This window comes from Citrobacter sp. JGM124 (assembly GCF_018257795.1).
Lineage (GTDB): Bacteria > Pseudomonadota > Gammaproteobacteria > Enterobacterales > Enterobacteriaceae > JGM124.
This window is the reverse complement of record NZ_JAERJD010000012.1, coordinates 19,037-45,920: the sequence shown is the minus strand read 5'-3', so window position 1 is coordinate 45,920 and position 26,884 is coordinate 19,037. Positions and strand designations below refer to the sequence as shown.

Sequence of the window (26,884 nt, the reverse complement as noted above, 5' to 3'; positions counted from 1 at the left end):
TAAAATAGTTAGAATGCGCGTTCAGTACTCAGGAACTGCGCCAGACGTGGTGAGGCAGGCGCATTAAAAATTTCTGTCGGGCTACCCTCCGCAGCCACAACGCCCTGGTCCATAAAGACGATGCGATTAGAAACACTTTTGGCAAACTGCATTTCATGTGTTACCAGCAAGGAGGTAATACCAGACGAGGTAACATCTTTAATGACTTTCAACACTTCCCCGACTAGCTCCGGGTCAAGTGAGGATGTCGGTTCATCAAACAAAATCACATCCGGACGCACTGCGAGTGCACGTGCAATACCGGTACGCTGTAGCTGCCCGCCAGATAACTGAGATGGATAATTATCAAACTTAGTCCCCAGCCCAACACGTTCCAGCTCTTGTGCTGCTATTTCCCGTGCTTGCAGCTTGCTCTTGCCCTGAATAACCATTAACGGATCCATGACATTTTCCAGCACGGTCATATTCTTAAATACATTGAATTGTTGAAATACCATTGCAGTACGCAAGCGAATCGCCTGAATGGTTGCTTTATTCGGTGACTGATAATCCATATGGTGCTGATCAAGCTGAATAGTGCCAGCAGAAGGCTTCGCCAGATAATTAATACTCCGCAGTAACGTCGTTTTACCCGTACCGCTAGGACCAATTATCGATACCACATCACCGCGTGCTACCGACAAATTAACGCCACGTAAGATAGGTGTATCGCCGTAAGACAGGGTGATATTTTTTAGATCTAACATTATATTCTGCCTCTATTTATTGACATCAGCATGGCCCAGCACATGCATCAATCGATTGGCCCAGCCAAAAATGGCAATAGCATGGATAAGATCGATAATCTCCCCGTCATCCATCCCCACAGCACGCAGTGCCGCAATATCCTCCTGGCTCGCCTGTGCTGGCGTTGCTGATAACCGTTGTGCAAAACGGTAAATGGCAATATCTCGTTGGCTTAACTGATCGTCGCGTTCAAAGTAAATAGCACTGACAACCGCATCACTTTTCGCCAATTGGGCATGGCGACGCGCATGTACGACAGCACAATACTTACAGCCGTTAACAATCGAAGCCCCCAATGCGCCAAGTTCCCGGTCGGCACGATTTAGCCCACCTTCCACATACATAATGGCATTAAACAACAGGGTACGTGCCACGTAGCTTTCCGGGTCATGAACCAGGGTGCGTACATATTCTGAGACCTTTTTATTGGACGGTGTGACAGCCATGGCATCAAGCTGGGCGGGTGTCGCTTCATCTATTTCTACCGGCGTAATATAGGGGTGCCAGTGGAGTGGTTTCAGGGTAACAGAGGGAATCATGATGACCTCAACAGACGTAAACCAGCGACAACGCGAGTCTGAAAATTCACAAACGCTATCAGTTCTGACAGGGCAATAATCTGCCCGTTGCTGTAGCCCGCTTGCTCCAGTAAACGGATATTCTGCTCCGTCGCGTCAGCCGGATACAGTGTCACCAGATCCGTATGTCGAGCTAGTGTCACCAGGGGCTCCGCAAGCATCGCGTCCCCTTTTCCCAGGGCTTGTAACGCTTCTGAGGGCTGATACTGTGCCAGCTGCGCCTGATAATCCTGCTGTAATGCGATGTCGTGATTTAGCGTCGCAATACGCAGCGCTAATGCCAGACGTAAATCCGCGGGTAGCCCCTGGTCATCCTGTGGTGCCAGGACTGATTGCAAGCATTGTTCCGCACCATCAACAAACTCTGGACGTTGGCGACGAGTCAGCGTTAACCCGTCTTCTGGTAAGAGCCCGACGGCTTGATCAATAGCGTCACTCACAACGCACGCTCCTGTTTCAGTAAGGGGGTTGAGTCCACCCATTCATCACCTTGCAGCTCAGGTACATCGAAAGCCTGTAAACTGGCGTAATGTTGTTCAACATCTTCTGCAAATAGTGAAGCAATAATGCCGCGAGCCAATCGGTCAGCCCCGGCGCTGACGGCGGGAATATCACCCGAGACTTTGCCGTGGGTCAGCATGGCGGCATCGTTAAAGCAATAGATATGCGATAGTAGTGGGCACTCACCAGGTTTTCGTTCCTGAAACTCAAAAGCAGGCCCCAAATCAGGGGCTTCTAGCATGCTTTGACGCGCCGGCCCCATCTCACTGTGGTAGCGACCATCAGCCCAGTTGCGTATATAAGGGGCAATAGCGGCAAATTCCGGGCGGCCGTGGAAATTGTTAGTAAAGCCAGTAGCCGCGATCAGATAGTCATAATGCAGCGCCCCCTGCGTGGTCTCCAGTAAAAGACCATTTTCTTGCTGTTTAACACTGTTAACACCACAATCAAGGAAAAAACGTGCATTTTCATGGCGTGACACACGCAATGTGGAAGACCGCGGCGGCGGTGTCTGGGTAGATGCCGTGTAATCAACAAATTTCCATTTCCAGGCATCCGGGAGCAAGTGCATCCCGTGCACAACGCCCTGGCTTCCAATACCTGTCATTTTATTAATTCGTGGCATTGATTTACGGCGGATAAGTAAGTCCACTGCTGCTGCGCCATGCTCCAGCGCCGTGGCGGCGTTATCCATGGCAGAAGCTCCAGCACCGAGGACAGCAATACGCTTGCCTTGTAAGGCGTCAAAGTCTATTTCGTCAGCAGAGTGAGCCCAAAATTTACGGTCAACCGTGGTCAGGAAATCCGGGACAGCAAAGCCCCCCAGCCCAGAGCGCCCCGTAGCCAGGACCAGACGACGGGTGTAGATTCGTCCGGTTTCTGCCCCACTGAGTTCAAGCGCCAGCAGGTTGCCAACAGGGGTGACCGCCGTCACACGAACACTATTTCTCACTTGTAGATTCAAAACATTACGATACCAGACCAGGTAATCCATCCACTGATTCTTGGCTATTTTATCCAGTGCCTGCCAGGCTTCGTTACCCCACTGAGCAGTAAACCAGGCCCGAAAAGTCAACGATGCCAGGCCCAACGCCGGCCCGTGTAAACTTTTTGGCGAGCGCAATGTTTCCATGCGCGCAAAGGTCACCCATGGCCCTTCCAGACCCGCGGGGGCAGCATCATAGGCCACAACATTACTGACGCCTGATAGCTGTAACTTGGCGACTGCCGCCAGGCCACACATTCCGGCGCCAATCACCACTACATCTCGTACCGGCGCGCCTTCGTACTCCCGTGCAGGCACCCAGGATTTGGCTGGCAGCTCAAGATATTCCAGATCCTGTTTAAGCCGGGCTTCTAGCGCAACAAGACCATCAGCAGCATGTGTCATATCAATATTCCCTGGAGTAAACATCAACCCATTGGCTAACGAAATCGACTAAAGCACAATAATGAATATGCATTTCTATTATTCTGATAACGCATACTTGGCAGTCAATAATAAATATTACGCATAATTAAAGTTAAGGATTTGCATATTCCTCTTGACCCTAAATAGAGTCAAGAAAGAAGCCTGCGTTTTAACCAAACGATTTCTTATAACTTATACATGGAACGTTATAAGACACTGTAGATACGGGGGAGGGAGTTAGAAATTAATCCTGATTTATCAATTTCATAACACGCTGATGCTCACCTGATGATAAACGTTCAAACGCGGGTAATAACTGTGCTGCTGCGACGGCAAGTGCTTCAATAAGTCCTTGTACAGGGGCTGAAATTTTCCTGCCCTGAGGTGTTATTACGCCAAAGAAGTAAGGAATATTCTCTGCCAAAGGACGAATCGCTACCCCCGCCATGGGAATACCCCAGGCGGTGACTGGCTCAAGAATGGCAACGCCTAAACCCGCCCTGACACAACCAAGAATATTCGCTGAAGAATTGGTCTCAATCGTTTCAGAGAGTGTCCCTTTAACCTTCTTCAGTGCTTTTTCATAACGCCCACGTAACCGCTGGGGGCTCCAGGGAACAATAAACTGCCGGCCCGCGAGTTGACTGAGCCTCAGTTGTGACTCACAAACTAACGGGTCTGTTTCTGGCAGGGCGACAACACAGTTTGATTGCCCTATCCAGTGTAATTCCAGTGCGTGATGTTCCAGGGGCAAACTGCACAATCCTAAGTCAGCGCTTCCGGTAATCACCGCATGGGCTGTTTGCTCAGCGGAGTCGCTAAAAATTTGTACTTTATTCTGTAAGTCAAGCGCAGCCAACGCCTGTGGTAGTAATCCAGCAGCCAGGGCTGGCGTTGCTGCAATACTGAGTGGTGGGTGCTGCTGATGGGAGATTTCTGTCGCACGCAGACGAACTTGTTTCAAGGATAACAGCGCCTTTTGCACATACTGATAGAGTTGCAGCGCCTCCTCTGAAGGGTGAATACGAGGCCCGTTACGGATAAAAAGGGAGTAGCCCAGTGATTGTTCCAGCTCCTGGATCTGCCGCGACACGACAGGCTGGGAACGGCTCAATGCTTTCGCCGCCGCCGTCACGCTGCCAGCGGATATCACCGCCGAAAAAGCCTCAAGTTGTCGTAAATCCAGGTCGTTTAATATTACCATCGCGTGCTTCTTTCCTGACTCTTCTGCTTATCCCGACAAGCGCGCGGGAAAAATTCCATCATAGTGAGAGTCACTTAAATTAGCCACCGCCAGGAAAAGAACAGCCCATTATTCTGGCTGCCCAGTGCCAGCATAGCGGGCAGCGATAACAAAAATCTTCCGACGGCCCCTTGTCTACTTTCAGTCGCGGTTACTGGCGTAGGTCAAAACGAATCGGCAACATGACGGTAATTTGTGATTTTCCCTCAGCCATATCATCGGGTAACGGAGGTAAAGGGGCAGCCCGTCCAGGTAAGGCTAGCGCTTCACTGTCCAGTGATGGAAAACCACTGCTTTTAGCCAGGGTAACATTTAACACCTGTCCCGCACGGTCAAGTGTCACATTAATGGAGACCACCCCTCGGGCCTGCTGGCGAACGGCTTGCGCCGGGTAGCGCTTATAATGTTCAAGCCGCTGGAGTAACAAACTCGACCAGTTAGCTTGCTGATTCGTGGGGGAATTAATCTCATTCCTTCCTGGATTCGCTACACTCGGCTGTGGGTTACCTTGAGCCGTACTGGTTACTGATGCCTTTTCGGCAGGTGCTGGCGCTTTCTTCTCTTCCGGTGCCTTAACCGGCTGGGGTTTAACTTTAGGTTTAGGCTTAGGCTGAACCTTTTTTACAGCAACAATTTCTGGATTAGGTGCCACAGTGGGCTTCACCGGTATATCTTCCTGCTCTTTTACCGTCTCAACGGGAGGAGCTGCGGCTTGCTTCTGTCTGACTTCAGTGGGTTTATCCTCCAGAGCCGTCGATTCAGGCTGAGTGCTGGCCACGAGCATAAAAGCAGCAGGCGTAAAGGAAGCCGCTGGCTGTATCAGGCTGGCCTGGTAGACTAACCAGAAAAGTATTCCACCATGTAGCAGAAGGGCCAGTAACACCCCTCCCCCCCATGGTAATGCGCTCCTGGAATCGGACCCGAGTGGGGCAGATGGTGTTGTTGATACGGCACAAGACATTGCAAAATAACTCCGCAGGCCAAAATATTATTACATCGTTTTTGTGTGGTTTGTCGGTAGGGATACTAAGGAGGTCACACAGCATGGTGATAAGGGCATAAAAAAGACAACAACAAGTTTTCATACTATTATTATGAATATTATTAGTATTAATCACTAGAATAAAGCGTTATCCAGTAACGTGACAGTCGTTTTATTTTGACAGGAAGAATAGTTGGCAGTATTTCCAGGATCTTATCGACATCTTTCAGCAGGAATACCCCGGATAAGCGCAATGAGGCAATATCATCCTCACAGCGAATGATGCCCGAATAGTAGCGATTCAATGCCTGCACAAAGTCCCCCAGAGACAGATCATCAGCCAGTAGTTTGCCCTGAACCCAGGCGGGTTCCGCCTCACCCTGATGAATGTCCCCGTACTGATCATCCGTCAGCCAGCTTCCCTGCCCCGCCTCTATTCGTGGGCTCATATTACCGCCATTCTGTGGTGCCATGCGCACTGCCCCCTGGTAAACGGCAACATGGGTTTTCTGTTCCAACAACTGCACCCGAAAACGGGTACCGAGTGCCCAGATACGCCCCTGGGGAGTAATCACACTAAAGGGGCGTGGGGAGGCTTGTTGCTGTTCTTTCTTACTGGTCGTAATAATTATATCACCACTCAGTAACTCAACCTGGCGCTGCTGTTCACTGTAGTAAACATTCAAAGCCGTTTGAGTATCCAGCAATAGCAGGCTCCCTTCACTGAGTGCTATCTGGCGTTGCTCCCCTGTCCCAGTACGGTAATCAGCCGTCAACGTCTGCCAGACTGTACTTTGACGCCCCCAGTGTACTGCTCCACCGGTCAGCGACAGGGTAGCCACCAGCTTCAGTAAGCTACGCCGATGGGGGTTTTCCAGTGAGGAAAGACTCTGGCGAGCCAGGGTTCCATCCACTTTCTTAAAACCGGCACACATCGATTCAATATGGTGCCATGCCCGTTCATTATCCGCACTTTGAGCACGCCACTGTTGCCAGTCATATTTATCCTGTTCGCTCACATCATCAGACATGAGCAATGTTAGCCAGGATGCGGCGGCATAAGCACTTTCAACATTGATGGGCTGACCATTCTGGTCAATAAGTGATTGTTGTCTCATCAGCTAAGGGCAAAGAAACATTGTAGGTTGGCACGCTGCAAATACTGTTTAACCGAGCTACTGGAAATACGCAGACGCTCTGCAATATCGCAATAACGCATTCCCTGTAAATGAGCGAGTAAAAAAGCTTCCCGGACGGGGGCCGGTAGCCCATCCAGCGCACTGTCGATTTGTTCCAGTGTTTCAAGGATCACCCAACGTTCTTCAGGAGAAGGGTGCAAATGCTCGGGCTGGTTTTCCAGTACCTCAAGGTATGCGTCTTCCAGACTTTTACGTCGATAATAATTAGCAACCAAACGACGAGCGACCGTTGCCAAAAAAGGCCTCGGTTGACGGATAGTTAACAGGTCAGGACTGATTAAGACATTCAAGAAAGTATCTTGTGCTAAATCCTTCGCTTGCTGTGGGCAGCCGACTTTGTTACGCAACCACTGATAAAGCCAGCTCTGATGCTCACAGTAGAGTTGTTGCGCCACCTGTTGGGAGCTGGAGATTGTTTTACTCACCATTGATCTTTATCAAGTTACGACAATCAAAGAAATGATAATAATTATTATTTACATTTTCATCTACTGGTGTCAAGACATTGCCATACATTAATGATGCAATTTTGTTACTTATGGCTAACAGTAAGGAAAAAACAGGCAGGAAAAAGAAGCTGGCAGCAGCGCCTTACGGGCACTGCTACCAAGGGACTGGATTAGAACTTCTGTGAGATACTGAATTTTATATTACGACCAATACCCGATACGGATTCTCCCAAGTAGGGGTAATAGTTGGTATTAAACAGGTTATCGACAGCGATACGAGCTTCCAGCCCTTTAATCTGTGATGGTTGCCATGCAAGGAATAGCCCCTGCAGCGCGTAACCTTTGGTTTTTGGCAATGCCCAGCCCCCCGACAGCGGATCGCCCTCAATTGGAGAACGATCTTGCTTACGTACAAAGTCACCATTCCAGCCTGCAACCATATTCCATTCAGGAATTTTCACGCCTAAAGTTGCATGAGCGGTGGTTGGTGGAATTTCTGGTATCCAGGTTTTGTTACCCCAAGGATCGCGTGGTGAGGCATCACGATCCCCACGGATGGTGGTAAAGGAGAAACTGCCGAACATACGACGACTGTCATAAGAGGACTCAATTTCCAGCCCCTGAATCGTGTAGCCAGGTAGGTTACGGTAGTTGGATAGCCCTGCACCACAATCTGCACTGGAGTTCGCCACACGTGCTTCACACAAAACGCCACGACGCAGGAATATTTCGTTTTTACCACGATTACGGAATACCGTTGTGCGGACTTGAACACTGTCATCCTGAGTCACTACGTTGTCATAATTCAGGATAAATCCACCTCGGACGCTGTTAATTTTCTCAACGTCTAAATTACGGCTGGTTCCTGGCACGTTTGAGAGTGAATATTGCATGGTATATTGCTCATCAATCGTCGGCGCACGCCAAGTACGAGTCACATCGGCAAAGAGTGAAATATTCGGTGTTGCCCTCCAGACTACCCCTAATGCCGGTGTCAGGCCGGTGTAACGTTTACTACTGTAATCATGGCCGACCGCGGGATCTTTACTGCTATACATCGCGGCCACGTTTTCATGCCCTTCATTCAGCACATTATCGTAACGAAGACCAGGTGTCACAGTAACGCTCCCCAGCGTCATACTGTCTTGTATATAAACACTGGTCGTTTGTTCTTCACCTGCGGGCATATAGGCAGGCTGGAAAAAGCCATAATTATACTCTGGTCTGTTTTTATAGCTCGGGTAGTACATCAGCGTATCACGTTTATTGTGATGCCAGCTGGCCCCTACTTCCAGTAAATGATCAACAGGCCCAGTACTGAAGCGACTTTTATTGTTTCCTTCAATCAAATTATCGGTGTAGTCCACCCAACTTTCATTACCCAAAGAACCAAGATAGCTCCCCGTTGCAGCATTGTCCGGGCGAGTATCATTTTGCTTCGTTTTTGAATAGCCATAGTTCAGTGTCAGATCGACCCAGGGGTTATCTGCCGGAGCCAGATTCCATTTGATCGAATAGTTTTGGTCTGTTTGCTTACGATAAACCAGTTTGCGCTTCCAGGCACCGTCATAACCGTATTTGTCAATATCTGACTGGCTTGGCGCAGCCATCTCATCACGCTTTGCCGCAAAAGGCTGCCAGCCATTAGCCTCGGAATACATTCCGGATAGCGACAGTGTTTGTGAGTCCGTCAGGTAAATATTGGTTTTTGCCAGAAATGTCCCTTGTTTGTTAGCGGAATAGGCAAAACGCGTATGATCAGGACGCATGATATCGCCGCCATCACGCTTACTCATATAGAGCAAGCCATCAGCCAGCCCCTCCTGAGTTCGGCCATATAATGCACCGCTATAAATACTTTGGTTATCATTGGTATGGAAGCTGTACTTCCCCATTCCGCCAAAATTTTCACCCGGTTGCAGCAAGTCACTGGCGTCTTTCGTCACCATTTTAATGCTGCCACCAAAGCCACCATTACCATTAGCGATGTTAAAAGGGCCTTTATCCACATCTACCTGTTTGATCAATTCAGGTTCAATAAAGATTGAACCCTGTCGATATTTTTCAAAACCTTTTGGTGCACCGTCGAGGGTAATATTGATATCTTCTGTTCCCCCCATTCCCCAGATATTAAGGCTCTGCCCCCCTGGGCGCGGTGAACCTGCGGAAGAGACGCCCGGCAGTTTCTCTAGCAGTTCGGCAACATTATCAGCCTGAATACGTTCAATATTTTCTCTCTTCAGGGTGGACCGGCCAACCACGAAATCCCCACCTGTATTACTCACAACTGACAGTTCAGGAACCGTGATCTGGGAATCAGAGGCGGGGGATGTGTTCAGATTAACCAGACGGTAGCTTTGCCCTTCCTGAACTGCCTGCAATCCACTCCCTGCCAGTAACTGGTTAAAAGCACTCTGAACCGAATATTGCCCTTGTAACCCTTTACTGGTTTTATTGGCTGTCTGATCTGGGGTGAATATCAGCATCACATTGGCATCACTTGCCAGTGCCTGAAGTGCACCGCTGAGGGAGCCTGCGGGGATAGAATAGGTAGTGACTGCCGTTGAACTGGCAGGCGACGTAGCCACCGCCCAGGACTGAGCCGGCAAGCTTGAAGATAATACCAGTAGTCCCGACAAAGCGGCACTAAGGGTGGAGCGTTTAAACGATACAGGCCGCGTTGCAGGTTGGGCTCCGCCGGAAATAGCCGTGGCTTTCCCGTTATCATTTTTGTTCATTGTATTTCCCTGAATGTAAGCGTTCATAAATGCTGCATCAGAGAGGTCACGCGACATGCTAAATCGGGCATAAAAAAATGAATTTATTTTTGTCGACCATATAAAGTTGTTGATATATATAGAAATAAATTATTAACCAGAAAGAAAATATCTGACATTGGTCGCTGGCTGTGGCCAACGTTCCTGCCACTTGTCACACGACAGGCAGGGTCTGTATATCCAGGGACATTCCGGGGCAATTTAAACATAGCCGTGCCTGTCACATAAATAAGAATACCAGGTAGCTAAATCAATATTATTGGCTATATCTTAGATAGAATACTACGCGAAGAGACTAATTTGATGATAAAAAAACAAAATATCGCTCTGACTTTTTTATTCTGTATTTCATTAAATGCCTACTCTTATGAGATTAAACGTGTCGAAATAGCCAGTGATAATATTGATAAGAATTTACATGCAACCGTAGTTTTGCCAGACAGTTACGTTAAAGGAGATAAGAATTATTCTACAGTTTATTTACTCCATGGCTGGAGTGGCAATGATAAAGACTGGACTAAAAATACGACAGTCGCCACACTGGCTGATAACTATCAGCTAATCATCGTAATGCCGGATGGTGATTATGACAAATGGTATATAAATAGCCCGCAGATCGCCAAAAGTTACTATGAAAAATATATTGGCTACGATGTTCCATCCTACATAGACAAGCACTTTAGAACCATTGCCGCTAAAGACGGCCGTGCCATTACAGGCCTGAGTATGGGAGGCTTTGGTGCCCTCAATATTGCTTTAAACTATCCTGACACTTTCGGTGCCGCAGGCAGTATGAGTGGTGGCGTTGATCCCCGAGACTATCCTAAAAACTGGGGGCTGGAAAAGGTCTTTGGCGATCCGGTGAATAATGCAAAATTTTGGAATGAAAAAGCAATCATCAATAATGCCCATCAGTTTATTAACCTGAATATTCCTATTTTTATTGAATGTGGTATCGATGACTTTTTTATTGAACCAAACAGAAAGCTGCACCAGCGTTTACTTGAGCTTAGAGTGGATCACACATATCAGGAAGGCCCTGGGGGGCACACCTGGGACTACTGGGGTAATGCGATAAAATATCAGCTACTGTTTATGAAAAATGCCCTGGAAAAAGAACAGGCGAAAAATAAGTAATAAAAAACCTCTCATCAGTTTATAGCGATGAGAGGCTGTTTTATATTTTTTACCGTTTATTTATCAGAACGGGATATCATCGTCAAAATCCGTTGGCGGTTCATTCGATGGTGCAGGCATTGCGTTCTGTTGAGGGCGGGATTGTGTTCCACCGCTAAACTGGTTATTTGCCTGCGGCTGCTGCGGCTGGCTCCAGCCACCTTGCTGCTGGCCTGCATTACCACCCGCCGGTGCTCCGCCGCCCTGGCGTCCACCCAGCATTTGCATGGTGCCACCCACGTTAACAACGATCTCCGTGGTGTATTTCTCGACACCCGCCTGGTCAGTCCATTTGCGCGTTTGCAGTGAACCTTCGATATAGACTTGTGACCCCTTACGCAGATACTCGCCAGCAACTTCAGCGAGCTTACCGAACAGAACTACACGGTGCCATTCTGTTTTCTCTTTCGTTTCGCCGGTTTGCTTGTCACGCCAGGACTCTGAAGTGGCCAGAGTGATGTTCGTAACAGCACCACCATTTGGCATATAGCGTACTTCTGGATCCTGACCCAGATTCCCGACGAGAATCACTTTATTTACGCCTCTGCTGGCCATATTCATATCTCCTGGAACATGTAATAAATAGTATAAACGCGCAATTCTAGCATGCCCCTGTCGATGTTTATAGCTGCGAGCAACATTCCAGAATTTATGTTAAGCATACATTATTCCATCAGAGTACTGGATATTCATTCAGCTTTTATTATGCCATAATGAATTATTCTGGTCGTCGGTGGTGCTACCAGTACCAACCGCACATCGTTATCATTCGGGAAAGGTGAATGGATAAGATAGAAGTTCGGGGCGCCCGCACCCACAATCTCAAAAATATCAACCTCGTCATCCCGCGTGACAAGCTTATTGTTGTCACTGGGCTTTCGGGTTCGGGTAAATCATCACTGGCATTCGATACGCTCTATGCCGAAGGCCAGCGACGTTACGTTGAATCACTCTCTGCTTACGCGCGTCAGTTTCTGTCCTTAATGGAAAAGCCCGATGTTGACCACATTGAAGGTCTGTCACCGGCGATTTCTATTGAACAAAAATCCACTTCCCATAACCCCCGTTCAACCGTGGGTACCATCACTGAAGTGCACGATTATCTGCGTTTATTGTATGCACGCGTCGGTGAGCCCCGTTGCCCGGATCATGATATCCCGTTAGCCGCACAAACCGTCAGTCAGATGGTGGATAACGTGCTGGCGCAGCCAGAAGGCCGCCGTTTAATGCTGCTGGCACCCATTATTAAAGATCGTAAAGGTGAGCATACCAAGACGCTGGAAAACCTTGCCGGTCAGGGCTACATCCGGGCTCGTATTGATGGTGAGGTGTGCGATCTCTCCGATCCACCGAAACTTGAACTACAGAAAAAACACACAATCGAAGTGGTGGTCGATCGTTTTAAAGTACGTGATGACATTAGCCAGCGCCTGGCAGAGTCATTTGAAACTGCACTGGAACTTTCTGGCGGTTCTGCCATTGTTGCCGATATGGATGATAGCGCGGCGGAAGAGATGCTGTTTTCTGCTAACTTTGCCTGCCCTGTCTGCGGCTATAGCATGCGTGAACTTGAACCTCGCCTGTTTTCCTTTAACAATCCGGCAGGAGCCTGTCCAACCTGCGACGGGCTGGGTGTTCAGCAATATTTTGATCCGGATCGGGTCGTTCAAAACCCCGAACTGTCACTCGCTGGCGGAGCGATTCGTGGCTGGGATCGTCGTAATTTTTACTACTTTACCATGCTACGATCCTTGGCAGATCATTATAAATTTGATGTGGAAACCCCATGGCAAGATCTCACCTCAGCAGTTAAACAGGTGGTGCTGCATGGTTCTGGCAAAGAGAATATTGAATTTAAATATATGAATGATCGGGGTGATACTTCGGTACGCCGTCATCCCTTCGAAGGTGTTTTAAATAACATGGAACGCCGCTACAAAGAGACGGAATCTTCTGCTGTACGTGAGGAGCTGGCAAAGTACATTAGTAACCGCCCTTGTAATAGCTGTGGGGGAACTCGTCTGCGGCGTGAAGCACGTCATGTGTTTATTGAAAATACTGCTCTGCCGACGATTTCAGATATGAGCATTGGTCATGCAATGGAGTTTTTCCAGAACATGAAACTCAGTGGTCAACGTGCTCAGATTGCTGAAAAAGTGTTGAAAGAGATTGGCGATCGTCTACGGTTTCTGGTCAATGTCGGCCTGAATTATCTGTCACTTTCCCGCTCCGCAGAAACCCTTTCTGGAGGGGAAGCCCAGCGTATCCGTCTAGCCAGCCAGATTGGTGCTGGTTTAGTCGGCGTTATGTATGTGCTGGATGAACCCTCTATCGGCCTGCACCAGCGTGATAACGAGCGTTTACTGGAAACGCTGATTCACCTGCGTAATCTCGGTAATACCGTGATTGTGGTGGAGCATGATGAAGATGCAATCCGGGCCGCGGACCACATTATCGACATTGGCCCAGGAGCCGGGGTGCATGGCGGGCAAGTGGTGGCAGAAGGCACCATGACGGACATTATGGCGGTTCCTGAGTCATTAACCGGGCAGTTCCTGAGTGGTAAACGTAAAATTGAGGTACCAAAGCAACGTGTCAGCGCTGATCCGGAAAAAGTGCTGAAACTGGTTGGTGCTAAAGGTAATAACCTTAAAGATGTCACCTTAACTCTGCCAGTCGGTCTGTTTACCTGTATTACGGGGGTTTCTGGTTCCGGCAAATCAACCCTGATTAACGATACATTGTTCCCGATAGCCCAGCGTCAGCTAAACGGGGCCACGATCATCGAACCAGCACCTTATCGTGATGTTCAAGGACTGGAGCATTTCGATAAAGTCATTGATATCGACCAGAGCCCTATTGGCCGAACCCCGCGCTCTAACCCGGCAACCTATACCGGGGTATTTACACCGGTGCGGGAACTCTTTGCTGGAGTACCGGAGGCGCGTTCTCGTGGTTATACCCCTGGGCGTTTTAGCTTCAACGTTCGCGGTGGCCGCTGTGAAGCCTGCCAGGGTGACGGTGTCATTAAAGTTGAAATGCACTTTTTGCCTGATATTTATGTGCCTTGTGACCAGTGCAAAGGCAAGCGTTATAACCGTGAAACCCTTGAAATTAAGTATAAAGGTAAGAGTATCCATGAGGTGCTGGATATGACTATCGAAGATGCAAGAGCATTCTTTGATGCTGTTCCGGCCCTCGCGCGTAAATTACAGACGCTGATTGATGTCGGGCTTTCTTACATTCGCCTTGGCCAGTCTGCCACGACACTTTCTGGTGGTGAAGCCCAGCGCGTTAAACTGGCACGTGAACTCTCGAAACGCGGCACGGGGCAGACACTCTATATACTCGATGAGCCTACGACAGGTTTGCATTTTGCGGATATTCAGCAGTTACTTGAAGTCCTGCATCAGTTGCGTGACCAGGGCAATACCATTGTGGTCATTGAGCATAACTTAGATGTGATTAAAACAGCGGACTGGATTGTCGATTTGGGCCCTGAAGGGGGCAGCGGTGGGGGTGAAATTCTGGTTTCTGGCACACCAGAAACGGTAGCAGAATGTGAGACATCCCATACTGCACGCTTCCTCAAGCCATTATTAGCCTAATTCACAGGCCCCTTACGTCTGGTAAGGGGCTGGCTGTAATCAGGCGTTATACGGCATAACAAACCTTCACTGTCAGTGTAATGAAGGTTTGTTAGTGCACACTCAGATTACCGCAGCAAACGCCTGAGCGACGCGCTGTACATTATGATGATTCAACCCTGCAACACACATACGACCACTGGCAATCAAGTAAACACCAAACTCCTCCCGCAATCGTTCAACCTGAGCAGCGCTCAGACCCGTGTAGCTAAACATCCCACGTTGTTTTAGCAGATAGTCAAAATCACGCCCTGGCATTTCAGATTTGAGGGCATTAACCAACACCTGACGCATCTCCAGAATTCGCACGCGCATCCCCTCAACTTCTGCAAGCCAGTGGTTTTTTAGCGTTTCATCATTGAGTACGGTGGCAACGAGCTGGGCACCAAATGCAGGCGGGCTAGAGTAATTACGCCGAACCGCTGCTTTAAGTTGCCCCAATACGCGTACACAGGCATCAGCGTCTTCACACACCACTGACAGGCCGCCAACACGCTCGCCGTATAAGGAAAATATTTTGGAAAATGAGTTACTGACTAAAACAGGTAAACCTGCATCCGTCATGGCGCGGATAGCGTAAGCATCTTGTTCCATTCCCGCGCCAAAACCTTGATAAGCAATATCAAGGAAAGGGATCAGATTACGGGCTTTCAGTACATCAATAACCACGTCCCATTGGCTATTGGTGAGATCAGCCCCGGTAGGGTTATGACAACAAGGGTGCATTAATATGATGCTTTGCTCTGGTAAGCTGCTAAGTGTTTCCAGAAGCTCCTGGAAACGAACCCCATGGTTCTGTTCATCAAACCACGGGTAAGTATTCACGTTAAAGCCAGCACCAGAAAAGATAGCAATGTGATTTTCCCAGGTTGGATCGCTGACCCACACTTGTGAATTTGGAAAGTAGGATTTCAAAAAGTCAGCCCCCACTTTCAATGCACCGGAACCACCTAACGTTTGAATCGTGGCAATACGCCCCTCATCTAAAGCCCGGCTAGTGGCACCAAATAAAAGTGGCGCAATGGCAGAACGATAATCCCTAAGCCCTTCCATAGGTAAATAGAGAGAAGCTTCTTTAGGTTGCCCATTGCGTTTTTCTTCTGCCGCAGCAACGGCCTGAAGCTGAGGGATAGTCCCCTCCGCATCGTAATAAAGGCCAATGCTGAGATTGACCTTATCCTGGCGTGGGTCAACTTTGAAACGTTCCATCAACGAAAGGATGGGGTCGCCTGCATAGGCGTCAACTTTTTGAAACACTTTGGGGTTCTCCTGGTTTACAGTCGTCGGCATCTTCACTGTAAACCAGGCAGGGACAATCAGTCCAGATACTCCATCACGGCACGTGATGTCAGGCGCGTAACAAGTTCGTAAGCACTTACATTTGTTATTGCAGCGATACGCTCAACAGGTAAGCCTTCTCCCCACATCACCACACTATCCCCGGGTTTATCCTGGGCATCTGGCCCTAAGTCAACACAGATCATATCCATAGAAACCCGCCCGACGATGGGTACTTCCCGTCCGTTAACCAGCACCGGTGTGCCTGAAGGAGCACAACGGGGATAGCCATCACCATAGCCCATGGCCACCACTCCCAGGCAGGTATCTCGTTCGGCATGCCAGAGTCCACCATACCCTACGGGTTCACCTTGTTTATGCCCACGTACCGCAATCAGACTGGATCGCAGCGTCATCACAGGCTGAAACCCTAACGCTTCAGCCCAGGGTTTATGTTCCAGTGGTGAAATACCATACAGAATGATACCAGGCCGAACCCAGTCGAGGTGTGATTCTGGCCAGAACAGAATGCCGTTAGAGGCCGCGATAGAACGCTGCCCGGGCTTCCGGGCAGTAAAATGGGTAAACACCATCATCTGATCAGTGGTCGCTTCCGACGCCAGTTCATCGGCTCGGGCAAAGTGGCTGATGATATTCACTGGCTGACAAACATTTTTGCATTCTGTCAGGCGTTGATAAAAGGCATCAGCCTCTTCGGGCCTGATACCGAGACGATGCATTCCGGTATCGAGTTTCATCCAGACATTAATGGGGCGTTCCAGAATGGCCTGCTCGAGGGCTTCGAGCTGTTGAAGGCTGTGTACTGCCGTATGAAAGTTTTCAGCGGCAATGGTGGGCAGATCATGGGGATTAAAAAACCCCTCCAGCAACAAAATTGGTTTAGTAATCCCACCTTCCCGCAGTTGTAATGCTTCTGCAAAACGAGCAACACCAAAAGCATCCACCCCAGTGAGCGTCCGTGCCGTTTCCAGCAAGCCGTGACCATAGGCATTCGCTTTAACTATTGCAGCTATGCGGCTCCCTGGAGCTTGTTCACGCAGACGTTGTAGATTGTGTCGCAAAGCGCGGCGGTTAACGACAACAGTGGCCGCTTGCATATCCATTCCTTGCTTGAAAATAGGTTAAACATTCCCCAATATGCACGACAATGCACGATCCTGCTTAATATTGTTCATCAGGAGGCGGGAATACTACTCTTCGTCGTATTGTGGCCCGGCGTAATTATCAAATCGAGACCACTGGCCATTAAAGGTCAGGCGAACGGAACCAATAGGCCCATTACGCTGCTTACCAATGATAATTTCCGCAATACCTTTCAGGTCACTGTTTTCGTGATACACCTCATCACGATAAATAAACATAATCAGGTCAGCATCCTGTTCAATAGAGCCAGATTCACGTAAATCGGAGTTAACCGGACGTTTATCGGCGCGTTGTTCCAGAGAGCGGTTAAGCTGTGAAAGTGCCACGACTGGAACCTGAAGCTCTTTGGCCAATGCTTTCAGGGAACGGGATATTTCTGCAATTTCTAAGGTACGGTTGTCAGAGAGTGACGGTACACGCATTAACTGCAAATAATCGATCATGATCATGCTCAAGCCTTCATGCTCACGATAAACCCGCCGAGCGCGTGAACGCACTTCGGTTGGTGTCAGCCCTGAAGAGTCATCAATGTACATATTACGCTTTTCAAGCAAAATTCCCATGGTGCTGGAGATACGAGCCCAGTCTTCGTCATCAAGCTGACCCGTACGAATACGCGTCTGATCAACCCGGGAGAGTGAAGCCAGCATACGCATCATCAGCTGTTCACCGGGCATTTCAAGACTAAAGATAAGTACTGGTTTTTCTTGCAACATGGCTGCATTTTCGCACAAATTCATTGCAAAAGTGGTTTTACCCATTGAAGGACGTGCCGCCACAATGATTAAATCAGATCGTTGCAGACCCGCCGTCTTCTTATTCAGATCGTTATAACCCGTATCAATTCCTGTCACCCCATCATGAGGGGTCTGGTAGAGTGATTCGATCCGCGACACTGTTGCCTCAAGGATCTGATCGATACTTTTCGGGCCTTCATCTTTATTCGCGCGATTTTCCGCTATCTGAAAAACACGGGATTCCGCCAGATCCAAAAGATCTTCACTGGAACGCCCCTGGGGATCATAACCTGCATCAGCGATTTCATTCGCAACGGCAATCATTTCACGAACGACTGCTCGTTCGCGAACGATATCAGCATATGCGCTGATGTTCGCCGCACTTGGCGTATTTTTTGATAATTCAGCAAGGTAAGCAAAACCACCGACGCTATCAAGGTGCCCCTGGAGTTCAAGAGACTCAGACAGCGTAATCAGGTCGATGGGTTTATTCATTTCCAGCAGGCGCTGCATTTCAGTAAAGATGGTGCGGTGTGGTCGACTGAAAAAGTCGTTGCTGACAACACGTTCAGCGACGTTATCCCAGCGTTCGTTATCCAGCATTAAACCACCCAACACCGATTGTTCCGCCTCAAGAGAGTGCGGCGGCATCTTCAGGCCTTCGACCTGACGGTCGCGAGGTTCATTCGGTTTGTTGAAGGGTTTTTTTCCTGCCATAGTGAAGGTGTTACCAAGTTCATAGTATAAGAGTTAAAAGTATAACCCAGTCTTAGTCCTCGAAGACACAAGGAGTTTCTATGGCCAAACGTATTCAGTTTAGCCAGCATGGTGGGCCTGATGTGCTACAACTCGTTGAGTTTACGCCTAATCCCCCTGCTGATGATGAAGTTCAGGTAGAGAACAAAGCCATTGGTATTAACTATATTGATACTTATATTCGGAGTGGACTTTATCCCCCACCGTCATTGCCAAGCGGCCTTGGTACTGAAGCCGCCGGTATCGTCAGTCAAGTGGGTCGTAATGTGACCCATTTAACGGTGGGAGATCGCGTGGTTTATGCCCAATCAGCCTTAGGTGCTTACAGTACCGTGCATAATGTGCTGGCGGATAAAGTAGCCAAACTGCCAGATGCTATCTCTTTTGAACAGGCTGCGGCCTCTTTCCTCAAGGGGCTGACCGTTTACTACTTGCTGCGTAAAACGTATAAAATTCAGTCAGGTGAATCTTTTCTATTCCATGCTGCTGCTGGAGGTGTTGGTCTGATAGCTTGTCAGTGGGCAAAAATATTAGGGGCCAGGCTGATTGGTACCGTCGGATCGGCGGAAAAGGCCATCCGGGCCAAACAAGCCGGAGCCTGGCAGACCATCAACTATCGCGATGAAAATATTGCCCGGCGTCTTGTAGAATTGAACAATGGTAAGAAAGTCTCAGTGGTCTATGACTCAGTCGGTAAAGATACTTGGGAGGCTTCACTGGATTGCCTGCAGCCACGCGGCTTAATGGTCAGCTTTGGTAACTCTTCCGGGCCGGTAACAGGGATTAATTTAGGTATTCTGAACCAAAAAGGCTCTCTCTTCGCGACCCGACCCTCTTTAAATGGCTATATCACGACGCGTGAAGAACTTGATGAAGCGAGTAGTGAGTTATTCTCTTTCATTGCCAGTGGCCAAATCAGTATTGATGTGGCGAAAAGTCAGATTTTTTCCCTGGATGATGCGGTCCACGCCCATCAAATTCTGGAAAGCCGTGCTACCCAAGGCTCCAGTCTTTTGATTCCCTGATTTATAATTAAATACAAATAATAAGGGCTTCCACCAGGAAGCCCTTTCTTTTTTATTTCGTACTGTATGTAGGGTACAGTGCGATGAATTCGTTAATCGCCAAGGATAGTGTCAGATTTTGAAACCAATTAAAATGCCGGGGACTGGAATAAATACCAGCATGTGATCCACCCCTCAATCTCAGAATCATTCTGGTTATGTTGTATCAAAACTAACGCTTATTCTCTATCAATGAGAGCGCATGGTCGACCACGCTGACATCAGCCCCTGCTTTATGCGCATTTTCACTTAAATAACGACGCCACTGGCGAGCACCGGGTATTCCCTGGAATAAGCCCAGCATATGGCGTGTGATATGCCCCAGATAGGTGCCTTTTGCCAGCTCACGCTCAATATAAGGGTACATTTCACGGACTACCGCGAAAGGGCAAGGCTCAGGATCAGTAGAACCGAAAATCTCACGATCAACCTGAATCAGCAGACCCGGATTTTGATAGGCTTCACGCCCGACCATAACCCCATCAAGATGCTGCAAGTGAGTTTTCGCCTCTTCCAGAGTCTTAATACCGCCATTAATCGACATCGTCAGATGCGGAAAATCACGCTTCAATTGGTAAACTCGCGGATAGTCCAGGGGAGGGATCTCGCGGTTCTCTTTCGGGCTTAGTCCGGATAACCATGCCTTACGGGCGTGAATGATAAACTCGTTACACTCCCCCTTTCCTGATACCGTTTCAATAAAGTCACACAGAAAGGCATAACTGTCCTGATCATCAATTCCAATACGGGTTTTTACCGTTACCGGAATGGAAACCACGTCACGCATCGCTTTTACACAATCTGCAACCAGCTGTGCATCCCCCATCAGACAGGCACCAAAACGACCATTCTGAACCCGGTCTGAAGGGCAGCCAACGTTGAGGTTTATTTCATCATAGCCCCGCGCCTCTGCCAGTTTAGCGCAGTGTGCTAATGCTTGTGGATCACTCCCGCCGAGTTGCAGAGCCAGTGGATGTTCTTCTTCACTGTAGGCTAAATAGTCCCCTTTTCCGTGGATAATAGCCCCTGTCGTCACCATTTCGGTGTACAGCAACGTGTGGCGTGACAACTGACGCAAAAAATAACGACAGTGACGATCTGTCCAGTCCAGCATAGGTGCAATGGAGAAACGGGATGATGGGAAAGCGTGAGTATGTTGTTGTGAGGGCATAGTTGCTGGATGTTTTCGGGTTCAGTTAAAAAAAACGCTGCATTTAGCGAGCAAGCAGGGGCGGGTCGGCCAGGGTCACTACTATACCATAAAGTGCTGTGGGAGGTATCTGCCCTCCTTTAATGACGCTGGTCATCTGTGAGACAGTGCCCTGTATCTTTCTGGTAACGACACCGAGATGGCGCTTAATTCTTCATTTTATGTTCCTTATGGTATTATACAGGGTCAAATACCGGGAGAAACTGATGGATACAACAACAGTTCAAAATATGTTAGCGCAGGCTGAAAAGCTCTGTTTGCAGCGTAATGTACGCCTGACTCCGCAACGACTGGAAGTATTGCGTTTACTGGCACAACAAAGCGGGGCGATTAGCGCTTATGACCTGCTGGATCTCCTGCGCGTGAGCGAACCACAAGCGAAACCCCCCACCGTCTATCGTGCGCTGGATTTCTTGCTGGAACAGGGATTTATTCATCGCGTTGAGTCAACCAATAGCTATGTATTATGCAATCTGATAGACCACCCCACCCACTCTTCTGCAATGTTCATTTGTGACCGATGTGGCGCGGTAAAAGAGCAGGCCGCACAGGGCGTGGAAGATATCATGCATAGTCTGGCGTCCCGGATCGGGTTCGCTCTGCATCACTCGATAATGGAAGCACATGGCTTGTGTGCCGACTGTGCTGAGGTGGAAGCCTGCCGACATCGTGAGGGATGTGGCCATGACCACTCTATTCTGATGAAGAAAAAGCGCTAATCGTAAAAGGGAGAGACATTCTTGCTGTAAAACAGCATGGTAATGTACCAGACCACTGAAGCTCCCTTTCGGTTTACCTTCCTGTAACCAGCCGCCCTCACTGACCAGGGTTAATGCTGGCTCACACCACCGAACCAAGTATTATTTTTCCAATGCCGACGCCAGATAAAGGCCAACGCTATACCCCGTAAGGATAAAAAGACGGATAGTGCCAGCCACAAACCATGATTACCCAACCAGGGTAATGTCAGTAAAGTCAGGCCAAAACCTAATGCAGCAACCGCCATACTGTTACGCATGTCAGCCCCACGTGTCGCACCAATAAACATCCCATCCAGTAAATAACACCATACCCCTACCAGAGGTAAAATGATTTGCCACGGCAAATAGGTATCAGCCAGCTGGCGGATCTCTGGTAGCGAAGTCAGAAGCGCAATAATAGAAGGCCCTGCCAGGGCGTAAATACCTGCAAATGCCAGTGCCACCAGCCCCGCCTGGCGACAGGAGGCATACCATACCTCAAGTAACTTGCTACTATCATGCGCACCGTAGGCTTGCCCGGAATAAGCCTCAACAGAGTAAGCAAAGCCATCCAGGGCATAGGCAGTAAAGGTCAGCAGCGTCATCAGAACTGCATTCACGGCAACAATTTCCCCCCCCAAGCGGGCACCAAAGATGGTGATCCCGGCAAAGCAGAGTTGCAGCAGCAGTGATCGCAACATGATATCTCGGTTGAGAACCAGCAATCGCCGCATATCTCCCCGCCAGCTGTCTTTAAACACCCGCCATGTTATCCCACGTAGCAGCATGACTTTTCTGACCATCAATAACCCAATAATAAAGGTCACATATTCAGCCACTACCGTTGCTAATGCAGCACCTTCGACTTTCATCTCCAGACCGATGACCAGCCACAGATCGAGCAAAATATTGAGGATATTGCCAACCACCAGCAGTATCACCGGAGCCCGGGCATACTGTACTCCCAGCAGCCAACCGAGCAAAACCAGGTTGGCCAGTGAAGCTGGCGCACTCAGCCAACGGATATCAAGAAAGGCACGGGCCTGAACCAGAACATCGCCGTTACCCCCCACAATATTCAATGCCAGGTTTATCAAAGGTGAGCGGAAAAGGACTATCAAAATCCCGGCAATGAAGGCCAGAATCATCGGCTGAACTAAGGCTCGGGCAAGGCGATGAGTATCTTTAGCGCCAAATGCTTGAGCCGTCATGCCCGTGGTGCTCATGCGCAAAAACAATAACAGCATAAACAGAAAACTGGTCGCGGTTGCACCAACAGCCACCCCACCGAGATACACCGGGCTGTCAAGATGGCCAATAACGGCGATACTTACCAACCCGAGCAGAGGCACCGAGATATTTGAAAAAATCATCGGCAGCGCAAGCCGCCATAGCGCACTATCCGCGGGTGAGAAGAGTCGCATAGCAGGACCTACGTGAACTTTAGTGAGGGAATGATGTTAACGTGGTGCGGGTGATATAACAACGCACCACGCTGAGGGAATTTTACAGCCATTCACCGTTGCGAATAACACCAACAGCCAGGCCTTCGATCGTGAAATTTTGCTGGCGCAAGTCAACAACAATAGGCTGAAAGTCACTGTTTTCCGGTAATAAATGAACTGTATTACCTTGTTTTTTCAGCCGCTTAACCGTCACTTCATCATCAATACGGGCGACGACAACCTGACCGTTACGCACTTCCTGTGTTTTATGTACTGCCAGTAAGTCACCGTCGAGAATACCGATATCTTTCATTGACATGCCACTGACACGCAGTAAAAAATCAGCGCCAGGCTTAAACAGTGAAGGATCTACCTGATAGTGACTTTCAATGTGCTGTTGAGCCAACAGGGGTTCACCCGCAGCCACACGGCCAATCAAAGGCAGGCCCTGCTCTTCTTCAATCAAAAGGCGAATACCACGGGATGCGCCAGAGACTATTTCAATTACCCCTTTACGCGCGAGTGCTTTAAGATGCTCTTCAGCGGCGTTAGGAGAACGAAACCCCAGACGCTGGGCAATTTCGGCGCGGGTTGGTGGCATGCCGGTCTGAGCGATATGATCCCGAATAAGATCAAACACCTCTTGCTGTCTGGTCGTTAATGCTTTCATTCCACCCCCTGGGTGTTTATACAGTTATGCTGTGAGTATATACAGCTAACGGTGAATTTGAAACCATAAATTAAGCGAAAACAAGCAATTCAGGCACTTTGGGAGGATCATCGTAAATGTGCCCATAATAGCGTTCCCCAAGTGACAGCGGCTAAAATAAGCGCTATTAATACTGCGGCAGACCCCATATCTTTAGCACGCCCGGAAAGTTCATGGTAATCCGTTCCCACCCTGTCGACGATGGCCTCGATTGCGCTGTTGATGATCTCTACGATCATGACCAGAACGACTGAGCCTATCAACAGGATCCGGGTCACAGGATCAACATCTAACCAGCAGGCGATGACAATGGCGGCAAGTACCATAATGCCTTCCTGTCGAAAAGCAGCTTCGTTACGCCATGCTGCACGTAATCCTTGCCATGAATAACCGGCTGCTTTAATGATACGGATAATGCCAGAAGTATGACTCGCCATGAAAAAGAACCTTTTTAAATTCTGAGCGTCAATGCTCATAGATTAAGTCTAAACTGTTGCGCCACAGAAATTCCCTGAAGTTTCTGGTATCCTTGCGCAGCATTTGTATTATTAACCTGAGGCTTTACATCGTCTATGTCAGGCTGGTCAAGAATTTACTATAAATTACTCAATTTACCATTAAGCATTCTGGTAAAAAGTAAGTCTATCCCCGCAGATCCCGTCAGTGAACTGGAGCTGGATCCTGCACGCCCTATTGTATACGTCCTGCCTTATAACTCTAAGGCCGACATATTAACCCTGCGAGCCCAGTGTCTGGCTCATGGTCTTCCGGATCCTCTCGTTCCTTTAGACATTGATGGGGTCACTTTACCTCGCTTTGTCTTTATTCATGGGGGGCCGCGTGTTTTCACCTATTACACCCCGAAAGAAGAGTCTATCAAGCTGTTTCACGACTACCTGGATCTGCATAACCGTAATCCTGAACTCGATATACAGATGATTCCGGTTTCAGTGATGTTTGGTCGCTCACCGGGTCGTGAAAAAGGGGAAACCAATCCCCCTCTGCGCACACTGAACGGTTTACAGAAATTTTTTGCTGTTTCCTGGCTGGGTCGGGATAGCTTTGTCCGTTTTTCCCAACCCGTATCCCTCCGTCGTATGGCAACGGAACATGGCACTGATAAATCAATTGCGCAAAAACTGGCGCGCGTTGCGCGTACCCATTTTGCACGTCAGCGTTTAGCCGCAGTAGGCCCACGCCTGCCTGCTCGTCAGGACCTTTTTAACAAGCTACTGGCATCTAAGGCGATTGCTCGTGCGGTTGAAGATGAGGCCCGAAGTAAGAAAATCTCTCACGAAAAAGCACAGCAGAATGCAATTGCATTAATGGAAGAGATTGCGGCTAATTTCTCTTATGAAGCGGTACGCCTTACGGACCGGGTTTTAGGGCTAACATGGAACCGCTTGTATAAAGGTATTAATGTCCATAACGCTGAACGAGTTCGTCAACTGGCCCATGATGGTCATGAAATCGTCTACGTGCCCTGCCACCGCAGCCATATGGACTATTTGCTGCTGTCGTATGTACTTTATCATCAGGGGTTAGTTCCACCGCATATTGCGGCCGGCATTAACTTAAACTTCTGGCCAGCAGGGCCTATTTTCCGGCGGCTGGGTGCTTTCTTTATTCGACGGACTTTCAAAGGTAATAAACTTTACTCCACAGTGTTCCGGGAATATTTAGGTGAACTCTTTAGCCGGGGTTATTCGGTGGAGTATTTTGTCGAAGGTGGGCGTTCACGTACTGGTCGTTTGCTCGATCCTAAAACGGGCACCCTGTCGATGACTATCCAGGCAATGCTGCGGGGTGGCTCACGTCCCATCACGCTAGTACCGATTTATATCGGTTACGAACATGTCATGGAAGTGGGAACCTATGCCAACGAACTGCGGGGAGCAACCAAAGAAAAAGAGAGCTTTATCCAGATGGTACGCGGGTTGAGTAAACTACGTAACCTGGGCCAGGGCTATGTGAATTTTGGTGAACCTCTACCGCTAATGACCTACCTCAATCAGCACGTTCCAGAATGGCGCGACGCCATAGATCCTATTGAAGCGATCCGCCCAGCCTGGCTAACACCGACGGTCAATAACATTGCTCTCGACCTGATGGTAAGAATCAACAATGCAGGTGCGGCAAATGCAATGAACCTATGCTGTACTGCATTACTGGCCTCACGTCAGCGCTCCTTAACCCGGGAGCAGTTAACCGCCCAACTTAATTGCTACCTGGGCCTGCTGCATAACGTGCCCTATTCACCGGATATCACATCACCAGTGGTGACTGCAGATGCACTGATTGACCATGCATTGCAGATGAACAAGTTCGAGCTGGAAAAGGATACCATCGGCGACATTATCATTCTGCCCCGAGAACAAGCGGTGTTAATGACCTACTATCGCAATAACATTATGCACATGCTGGTGTTACCGTCGTTAATAGCGGCCGTTATTACACAGCACGGGCAGATGACACGCGAAGCATTAATACAGCAAATTACCGTTGTCTATCCAATGCTAAAAGCTGAACTATTCCTGCGCTGGGACGATCAGCAACTCATTGAAGAAGTAGATTCCTTGCTGGCTGAATTGGCACGTCAGCAACTGGTGGTAATTGGCGATGATAAAATCACCGTCAATAACACCGGGGCACTGATACTGGAATTGCTGGCCGCAGGGGTTCGTGAAACACTGCAGCGCTACGCAATCACCTTTTGGCTACTGAGTGCGGACCCATCCATTAATCGGGGAACACTGGAGCGAGAAAGCCGTACCGTTGCACAACGTTTATCCGTGTTACATGGTATTAACGCACCAGAATTCTTTGATAAGGCCGTATTTACGTCGCTCGTCTTAACCCTGCGTAATGAAGGCTATATCAGTGATACTGGAGATGCTGAACCTCGTGAGACGATGAAGGTCTACCAAATGCTGGCGAATTTGGTCGCTCCGGATGTTCGGCTTACTATCGAAAGTGCTGCAACTCAGGAGGGTGGCGTTGTGCCAGGCGTTACGGCATAACACCGTCTGATA

General features: G+C 48.9%; 22 protein-coding genes. 5 read left to right on the top strand and 17 right to left on the bottom strand.

Annotated features, from left to right (window positions below; all coding sequences use genetic code 11):
* Window positions 1-8 precede the first annotated feature (8 nt).
* From JK154_RS15825 to JK154_RS15785, 9 genes are all read right to left on the bottom strand, one after another.
* Window positions 9-746: an amino acid ABC transporter ATP-binding protein gene (locus tag JK154_RS15825; RefSeq protein ID WP_211993532.1), complete on the bottom strand. Its 738-nt coding sequence runs from the start codon at window positions 744-746 to the stop codon at window positions 9-11.
* A 12-nt stretch (window positions 747-758) separates the two neighbouring features.
* A complete protein-coding gene (locus tag JK154_RS15820; protein ID WP_211993531.1) occupies window positions 759-1,325 on the bottom strand; it encodes a peroxidase-related enzyme in 567 nt (188 codons plus the stop codon).
* The gene (locus JK154_RS15815) at window positions 1,322-1,804 is read right to left on the bottom strand and encodes a hypothetical protein (RefSeq protein ID WP_211993530.1); all 483 of its coding nucleotides are present in this window, start codon (window positions 1,802-1,804) and stop codon (window positions 1,322-1,324) included. The genes JK154_RS15820 and JK154_RS15815 overlap by 4 nt, the downstream gene beginning before the upstream one ends.
* Complete coding sequence (locus tag JK154_RS15810) at window positions 1,801-3,255, bottom strand: NAD(P)/FAD-dependent oxidoreductase (protein WP_211993529.1); 1,455 nt, start codon at window positions 3,253-3,255, stop codon at window positions 1,801-1,803. Before JK154_RS15810 ends, JK154_RS15815 begins: the two co-directional genes overlap by 4 nt.
* Before the next feature lie 265 nt (window positions 3,256-3,520).
* On the bottom strand, window positions 3,521-4,480 hold the full coding sequence (locus JK154_RS15805; RefSeq protein WP_211993528.1) for a LysR family transcriptional regulator: 960 nt from the start codon (window positions 4,478-4,480) through the stop codon (window positions 3,521-3,523).
* Window positions 4,481-4,670: 190 nt separating this feature from the next.
* Window positions 4,671-5,480, bottom strand: a complete 810-nt coding sequence (locus JK154_RS15800) for an energy transducer TonB (RefSeq protein ID WP_211993527.1) — start codon at window positions 5,478-5,480, stop codon at window positions 4,671-4,673.
* Window positions 5,481-5,629: 149 nt separating this feature from the next.
* Entirely contained in the window at window positions 5,630-6,619 is a 990-nt protein-coding gene (locus JK154_RS15795) for a FecR domain-containing protein (RefSeq protein WP_211993526.1), read from the bottom strand.
* Window positions 6,619-7,128, bottom strand: coding sequence for a sigma-70 family RNA polymerase sigma factor (locus JK154_RS15790; protein ID WP_211993525.1), 510 nt, complete (start codon window positions 7,126-7,128; stop codon window positions 6,619-6,621). The genes JK154_RS15795 and JK154_RS15790 overlap by 1 nt, the downstream gene beginning before the upstream one ends.
* A 191-nt stretch (window positions 7,129-7,319) precedes the next feature.
* Window positions 7,320-9,887, bottom strand: a complete 2,568-nt coding sequence (locus tag JK154_RS15785) for a TonB-dependent receptor (RefSeq protein WP_211993524.1) — start codon at window positions 9,885-9,887, stop codon at window positions 7,320-7,322.
* A 342-nt stretch (window positions 9,888-10,229) separates the two neighbouring features.
* Here JK154_RS15785 and JK154_RS15780 point away from each other — a divergent pair, with 342 nt between their 5' ends.
* The gene (locus tag JK154_RS15780) at window positions 10,230-11,063 is read left to right on the top strand and encodes an alpha/beta hydrolase family protein (protein WP_211993523.1); all 834 of its coding nucleotides are present in this window, start codon (window positions 10,230-10,232) and stop codon (window positions 11,061-11,063) included.
* A 63-nt stretch (window positions 11,064-11,126) separates the two neighbouring features.
* Here the strand turns inward: JK154_RS15780 and ssb1 are convergent, their stop codons facing one another.
* Entirely contained in the window at window positions 11,127-11,657 is a 531-nt protein-coding gene (gene ssb1, locus JK154_RS15775) for a single-stranded DNA-binding protein SSB1 (protein ID WP_211993522.1), read from the bottom strand.
* A gap of 227 nt (window positions 11,658-11,884) precedes the next feature.
* Between ssb1 and uvrA the strand changes: the two genes are divergently transcribed.
* Window positions 11,885-14,710 (top strand): excinuclease ABC subunit UvrA, encoded by a 2,826-nt coding sequence (gene uvrA / locus JK154_RS15770; RefSeq protein ID WP_211993521.1) that lies wholly within the window; start codon window positions 11,885-11,887, stop codon window positions 14,708-14,710.
* A gap of 102 nt (window positions 14,711-14,812) precedes the next feature.
* On the opposite strand, the gene JK154_RS15765 is transcribed toward uvrA, so the two are convergent.
* The 3 genes from JK154_RS15765 to dnaB all read right to left on the bottom strand — a co-directional run bounded on the left by JK154_RS15765 (window position 14,813) and on the right by dnaB (window position 18,645).
* Window positions 14,813-16,006, bottom strand: a complete 1,194-nt coding sequence (locus tag JK154_RS15765; protein WP_211993520.1) for an amino acid aminotransferase — start codon at window positions 16,004-16,006, stop codon at window positions 14,813-14,815.
* 59 nt (window positions 16,007-16,065) lie between these two features.
* The gene (gene alr, locus JK154_RS15760) at window positions 16,066-17,145 is read right to left on the bottom strand and encodes an alanine racemase (RefSeq protein ID WP_211993519.1); all 1,080 of its coding nucleotides are present in this window, start codon (window positions 17,143-17,145) and stop codon (window positions 16,066-16,068) included.
* Between the two features lie 93 nt (window positions 17,146-17,238).
* The gene (gene dnaB, locus JK154_RS15755; RefSeq protein WP_211993518.1) at window positions 17,239-18,645 is read right to left on the bottom strand and encodes a replicative DNA helicase; all 1,407 of its coding nucleotides are present in this window, start codon (window positions 18,643-18,645) and stop codon (window positions 17,239-17,241) included.
* 80 nt (window positions 18,646-18,725) lie between these two features.
* Here dnaB and JK154_RS15750 point away from each other — a divergent pair, with 80 nt between their 5' ends.
* Complete coding sequence (locus JK154_RS15750; RefSeq protein WP_211993517.1) at window positions 18,726-19,709, top strand: quinone oxidoreductase; 984 nt, start codon at window positions 18,726-18,728, stop codon at window positions 19,707-19,709.
* A gap of 211 nt (window positions 19,710-19,920) precedes the next feature.
* Here the strand turns inward: JK154_RS15750 and dusA are convergent, their stop codons facing one another.
* Window positions 19,921-20,919 carry a tRNA dihydrouridine(20/20a) synthase DusA gene (gene dusA, locus JK154_RS15745; RefSeq protein WP_211993516.1) on the bottom strand — a complete coding sequence of 333 codons (999 nt, stop codon included), beginning with the start codon at window positions 20,917-20,919 and terminating at the stop codon, window positions 19,921-19,923.
* Between the two features lie 245 nt (window positions 20,920-21,164).
* Between dusA and zur the strand changes: the two genes are divergently transcribed.
* Window positions 21,165-21,677 (top strand): zinc uptake transcriptional repressor Zur, encoded by a 513-nt coding sequence (zur, locus tag JK154_RS15740; protein ID WP_211993515.1) that lies wholly within the window; start codon window positions 21,165-21,167, stop codon window positions 21,675-21,677.
* 110 nt (window positions 21,678-21,787) lie between these two features.
* Here the strand turns inward: zur and dinF are convergent, their stop codons facing one another.
* From dinF to JK154_RS15725, 3 genes are all read right to left on the bottom strand, one after another.
* Window positions 21,788-23,122, bottom strand: coding sequence for an MATE family efflux transporter DinF (gene dinF, locus JK154_RS15735; protein WP_211993514.1), 1,335 nt, complete (start codon window positions 23,120-23,122; stop codon window positions 21,788-21,790).
* Between the two features lie 82 nt (window positions 23,123-23,204).
* The gene (lexA, locus tag JK154_RS15730) at window positions 23,205-23,813 is read right to left on the bottom strand and encodes a transcriptional repressor LexA (protein WP_211993513.1); all 609 of its coding nucleotides are present in this window, start codon (window positions 23,811-23,813) and stop codon (window positions 23,205-23,207) included.
* A gap of 107 nt (window positions 23,814-23,920) precedes the next feature.
* Window positions 23,921-24,289, bottom strand: coding sequence for a diacylglycerol kinase (locus JK154_RS15725; protein WP_211993512.1), 369 nt, complete (start codon window positions 24,287-24,289; stop codon window positions 23,921-23,923).
* 135 nt (window positions 24,290-24,424) lie between these two features.
* On the opposite strand from JK154_RS15725, the gene plsB reads away from it, so the two are divergent.
* Complete coding sequence (plsB, locus tag JK154_RS15720; RefSeq protein ID WP_211993511.1) at window positions 24,425-26,872, top strand: glycerol-3-phosphate 1-O-acyltransferase PlsB; 2,448 nt, start codon at window positions 24,425-24,427, stop codon at window positions 26,870-26,872.
* Window positions 26,873-26,884 lie beyond the last annotated feature (12 nt).

Coding starts and splice junctions, on each gene's coding strand:
- JK154_RS15780 (WP_211993523.1), top strand. CDS start 10,230: ATGATAAAAAAACAAAATATCGCTCTGACTTTTTTATTCTGTATTTCA.
- plsB (WP_211993511.1), top strand. CDS start 24,425: ATGTCAGGCTGGTCAAGAATTTACTATAAATTACTCAATTTACCATTA.
- alr (WP_211993519.1), bottom strand. CDS start 17,145: ATGCAAGCGGCCACTGTTGTCGTTAACCGCCGCGCTTTGCGACACAAT.
- ssb1 (WP_211993522.1), bottom strand. CDS start 11,657: ATGGCCAGCAGAGGCGTAAATAAAGTGATTCTCGTCGGGAATCTGGGT.
- uvrA (WP_211993521.1), top strand. CDS start 11,885: ATGGATAAGATAGAAGTTCGGGGCGCCCGCACCCACAATCTCAAAAAT.
- JK154_RS15800 (WP_211993527.1), bottom strand. CDS start 5,480: ATGTCTTGTGCCGTATCAACAACACCATCTGCCCCACTCGGGTCCGAT.
- lexA (WP_211993513.1), bottom strand. CDS start 23,813: ATGAAAGCATTAACGACCAGACAGCAAGAGGTGTTTGATCTTATTCGG.
- JK154_RS15785 (WP_211993524.1), bottom strand. CDS start 9,887: ATGAACAAAAATGATAACGGGAAAGCCACGGCTATTTCCGGCGGAGCC.
- JK154_RS15790 (WP_211993525.1), bottom strand. CDS start 7,128: ATGGTGAGTAAAACAATCTCCAGCTCCCAACAGGTGGCGCAACAACTC.
- zur (WP_211993515.1), top strand. CDS start 21,165: ATGGATACAACAACAGTTCAAAATATGTTAGCGCAGGCTGAAAAGCTC.
- JK154_RS15820 (WP_211993531.1), bottom strand. CDS start 1,325: ATGATTCCCTCTGTTACCCTGAAACCACTCCACTGGCACCCCTATATT.
- JK154_RS15795 (WP_211993526.1), bottom strand. CDS start 6,619: ATGAGACAACAATCACTTATTGACCAGAATGGTCAGCCCATCAATGTT.
- JK154_RS15725 (WP_211993512.1), bottom strand. CDS start 24,289: ATGGCGAGTCATACTTCTGGCATTATCCGTATCATTAAAGCAGCCGGT.
- JK154_RS15810 (WP_211993529.1), bottom strand. CDS start 3,255: ATGACACATGCTGCTGATGGTCTTGTTGCGCTAGAAGCCCGGCTTAAA.
- dinF (WP_211993514.1), bottom strand. CDS start 23,122: ATGCGACTCTTCTCACCCGCGGATAGTGCGCTATGGCGGCTTGCGCTG.
- JK154_RS15825 (WP_211993532.1), bottom strand. CDS start 746: ATGTTAGATCTAAAAAATATCACCCTGTCTTACGGCGATACACCTATC.
- dnaB (WP_211993518.1), bottom strand. CDS start 18,645: ATGGCAGGAAAAAAACCCTTCAACAAACCGAATGAACCTCGCGACCGT.
- JK154_RS15750 (WP_211993517.1), top strand. CDS start 18,726: ATGGCCAAACGTATTCAGTTTAGCCAGCATGGTGGGCCTGATGTGCTA.
- JK154_RS15805 (WP_211993528.1), bottom strand. CDS start 4,480: ATGGTAATATTAAACGACCTGGATTTACGACAACTTGAGGCTTTTTCG.
- dusA (WP_211993516.1), bottom strand. CDS start 20,919: ATGCCCTCACAACAACATACTCACGCTTTCCCATCATCCCGTTTCTCC.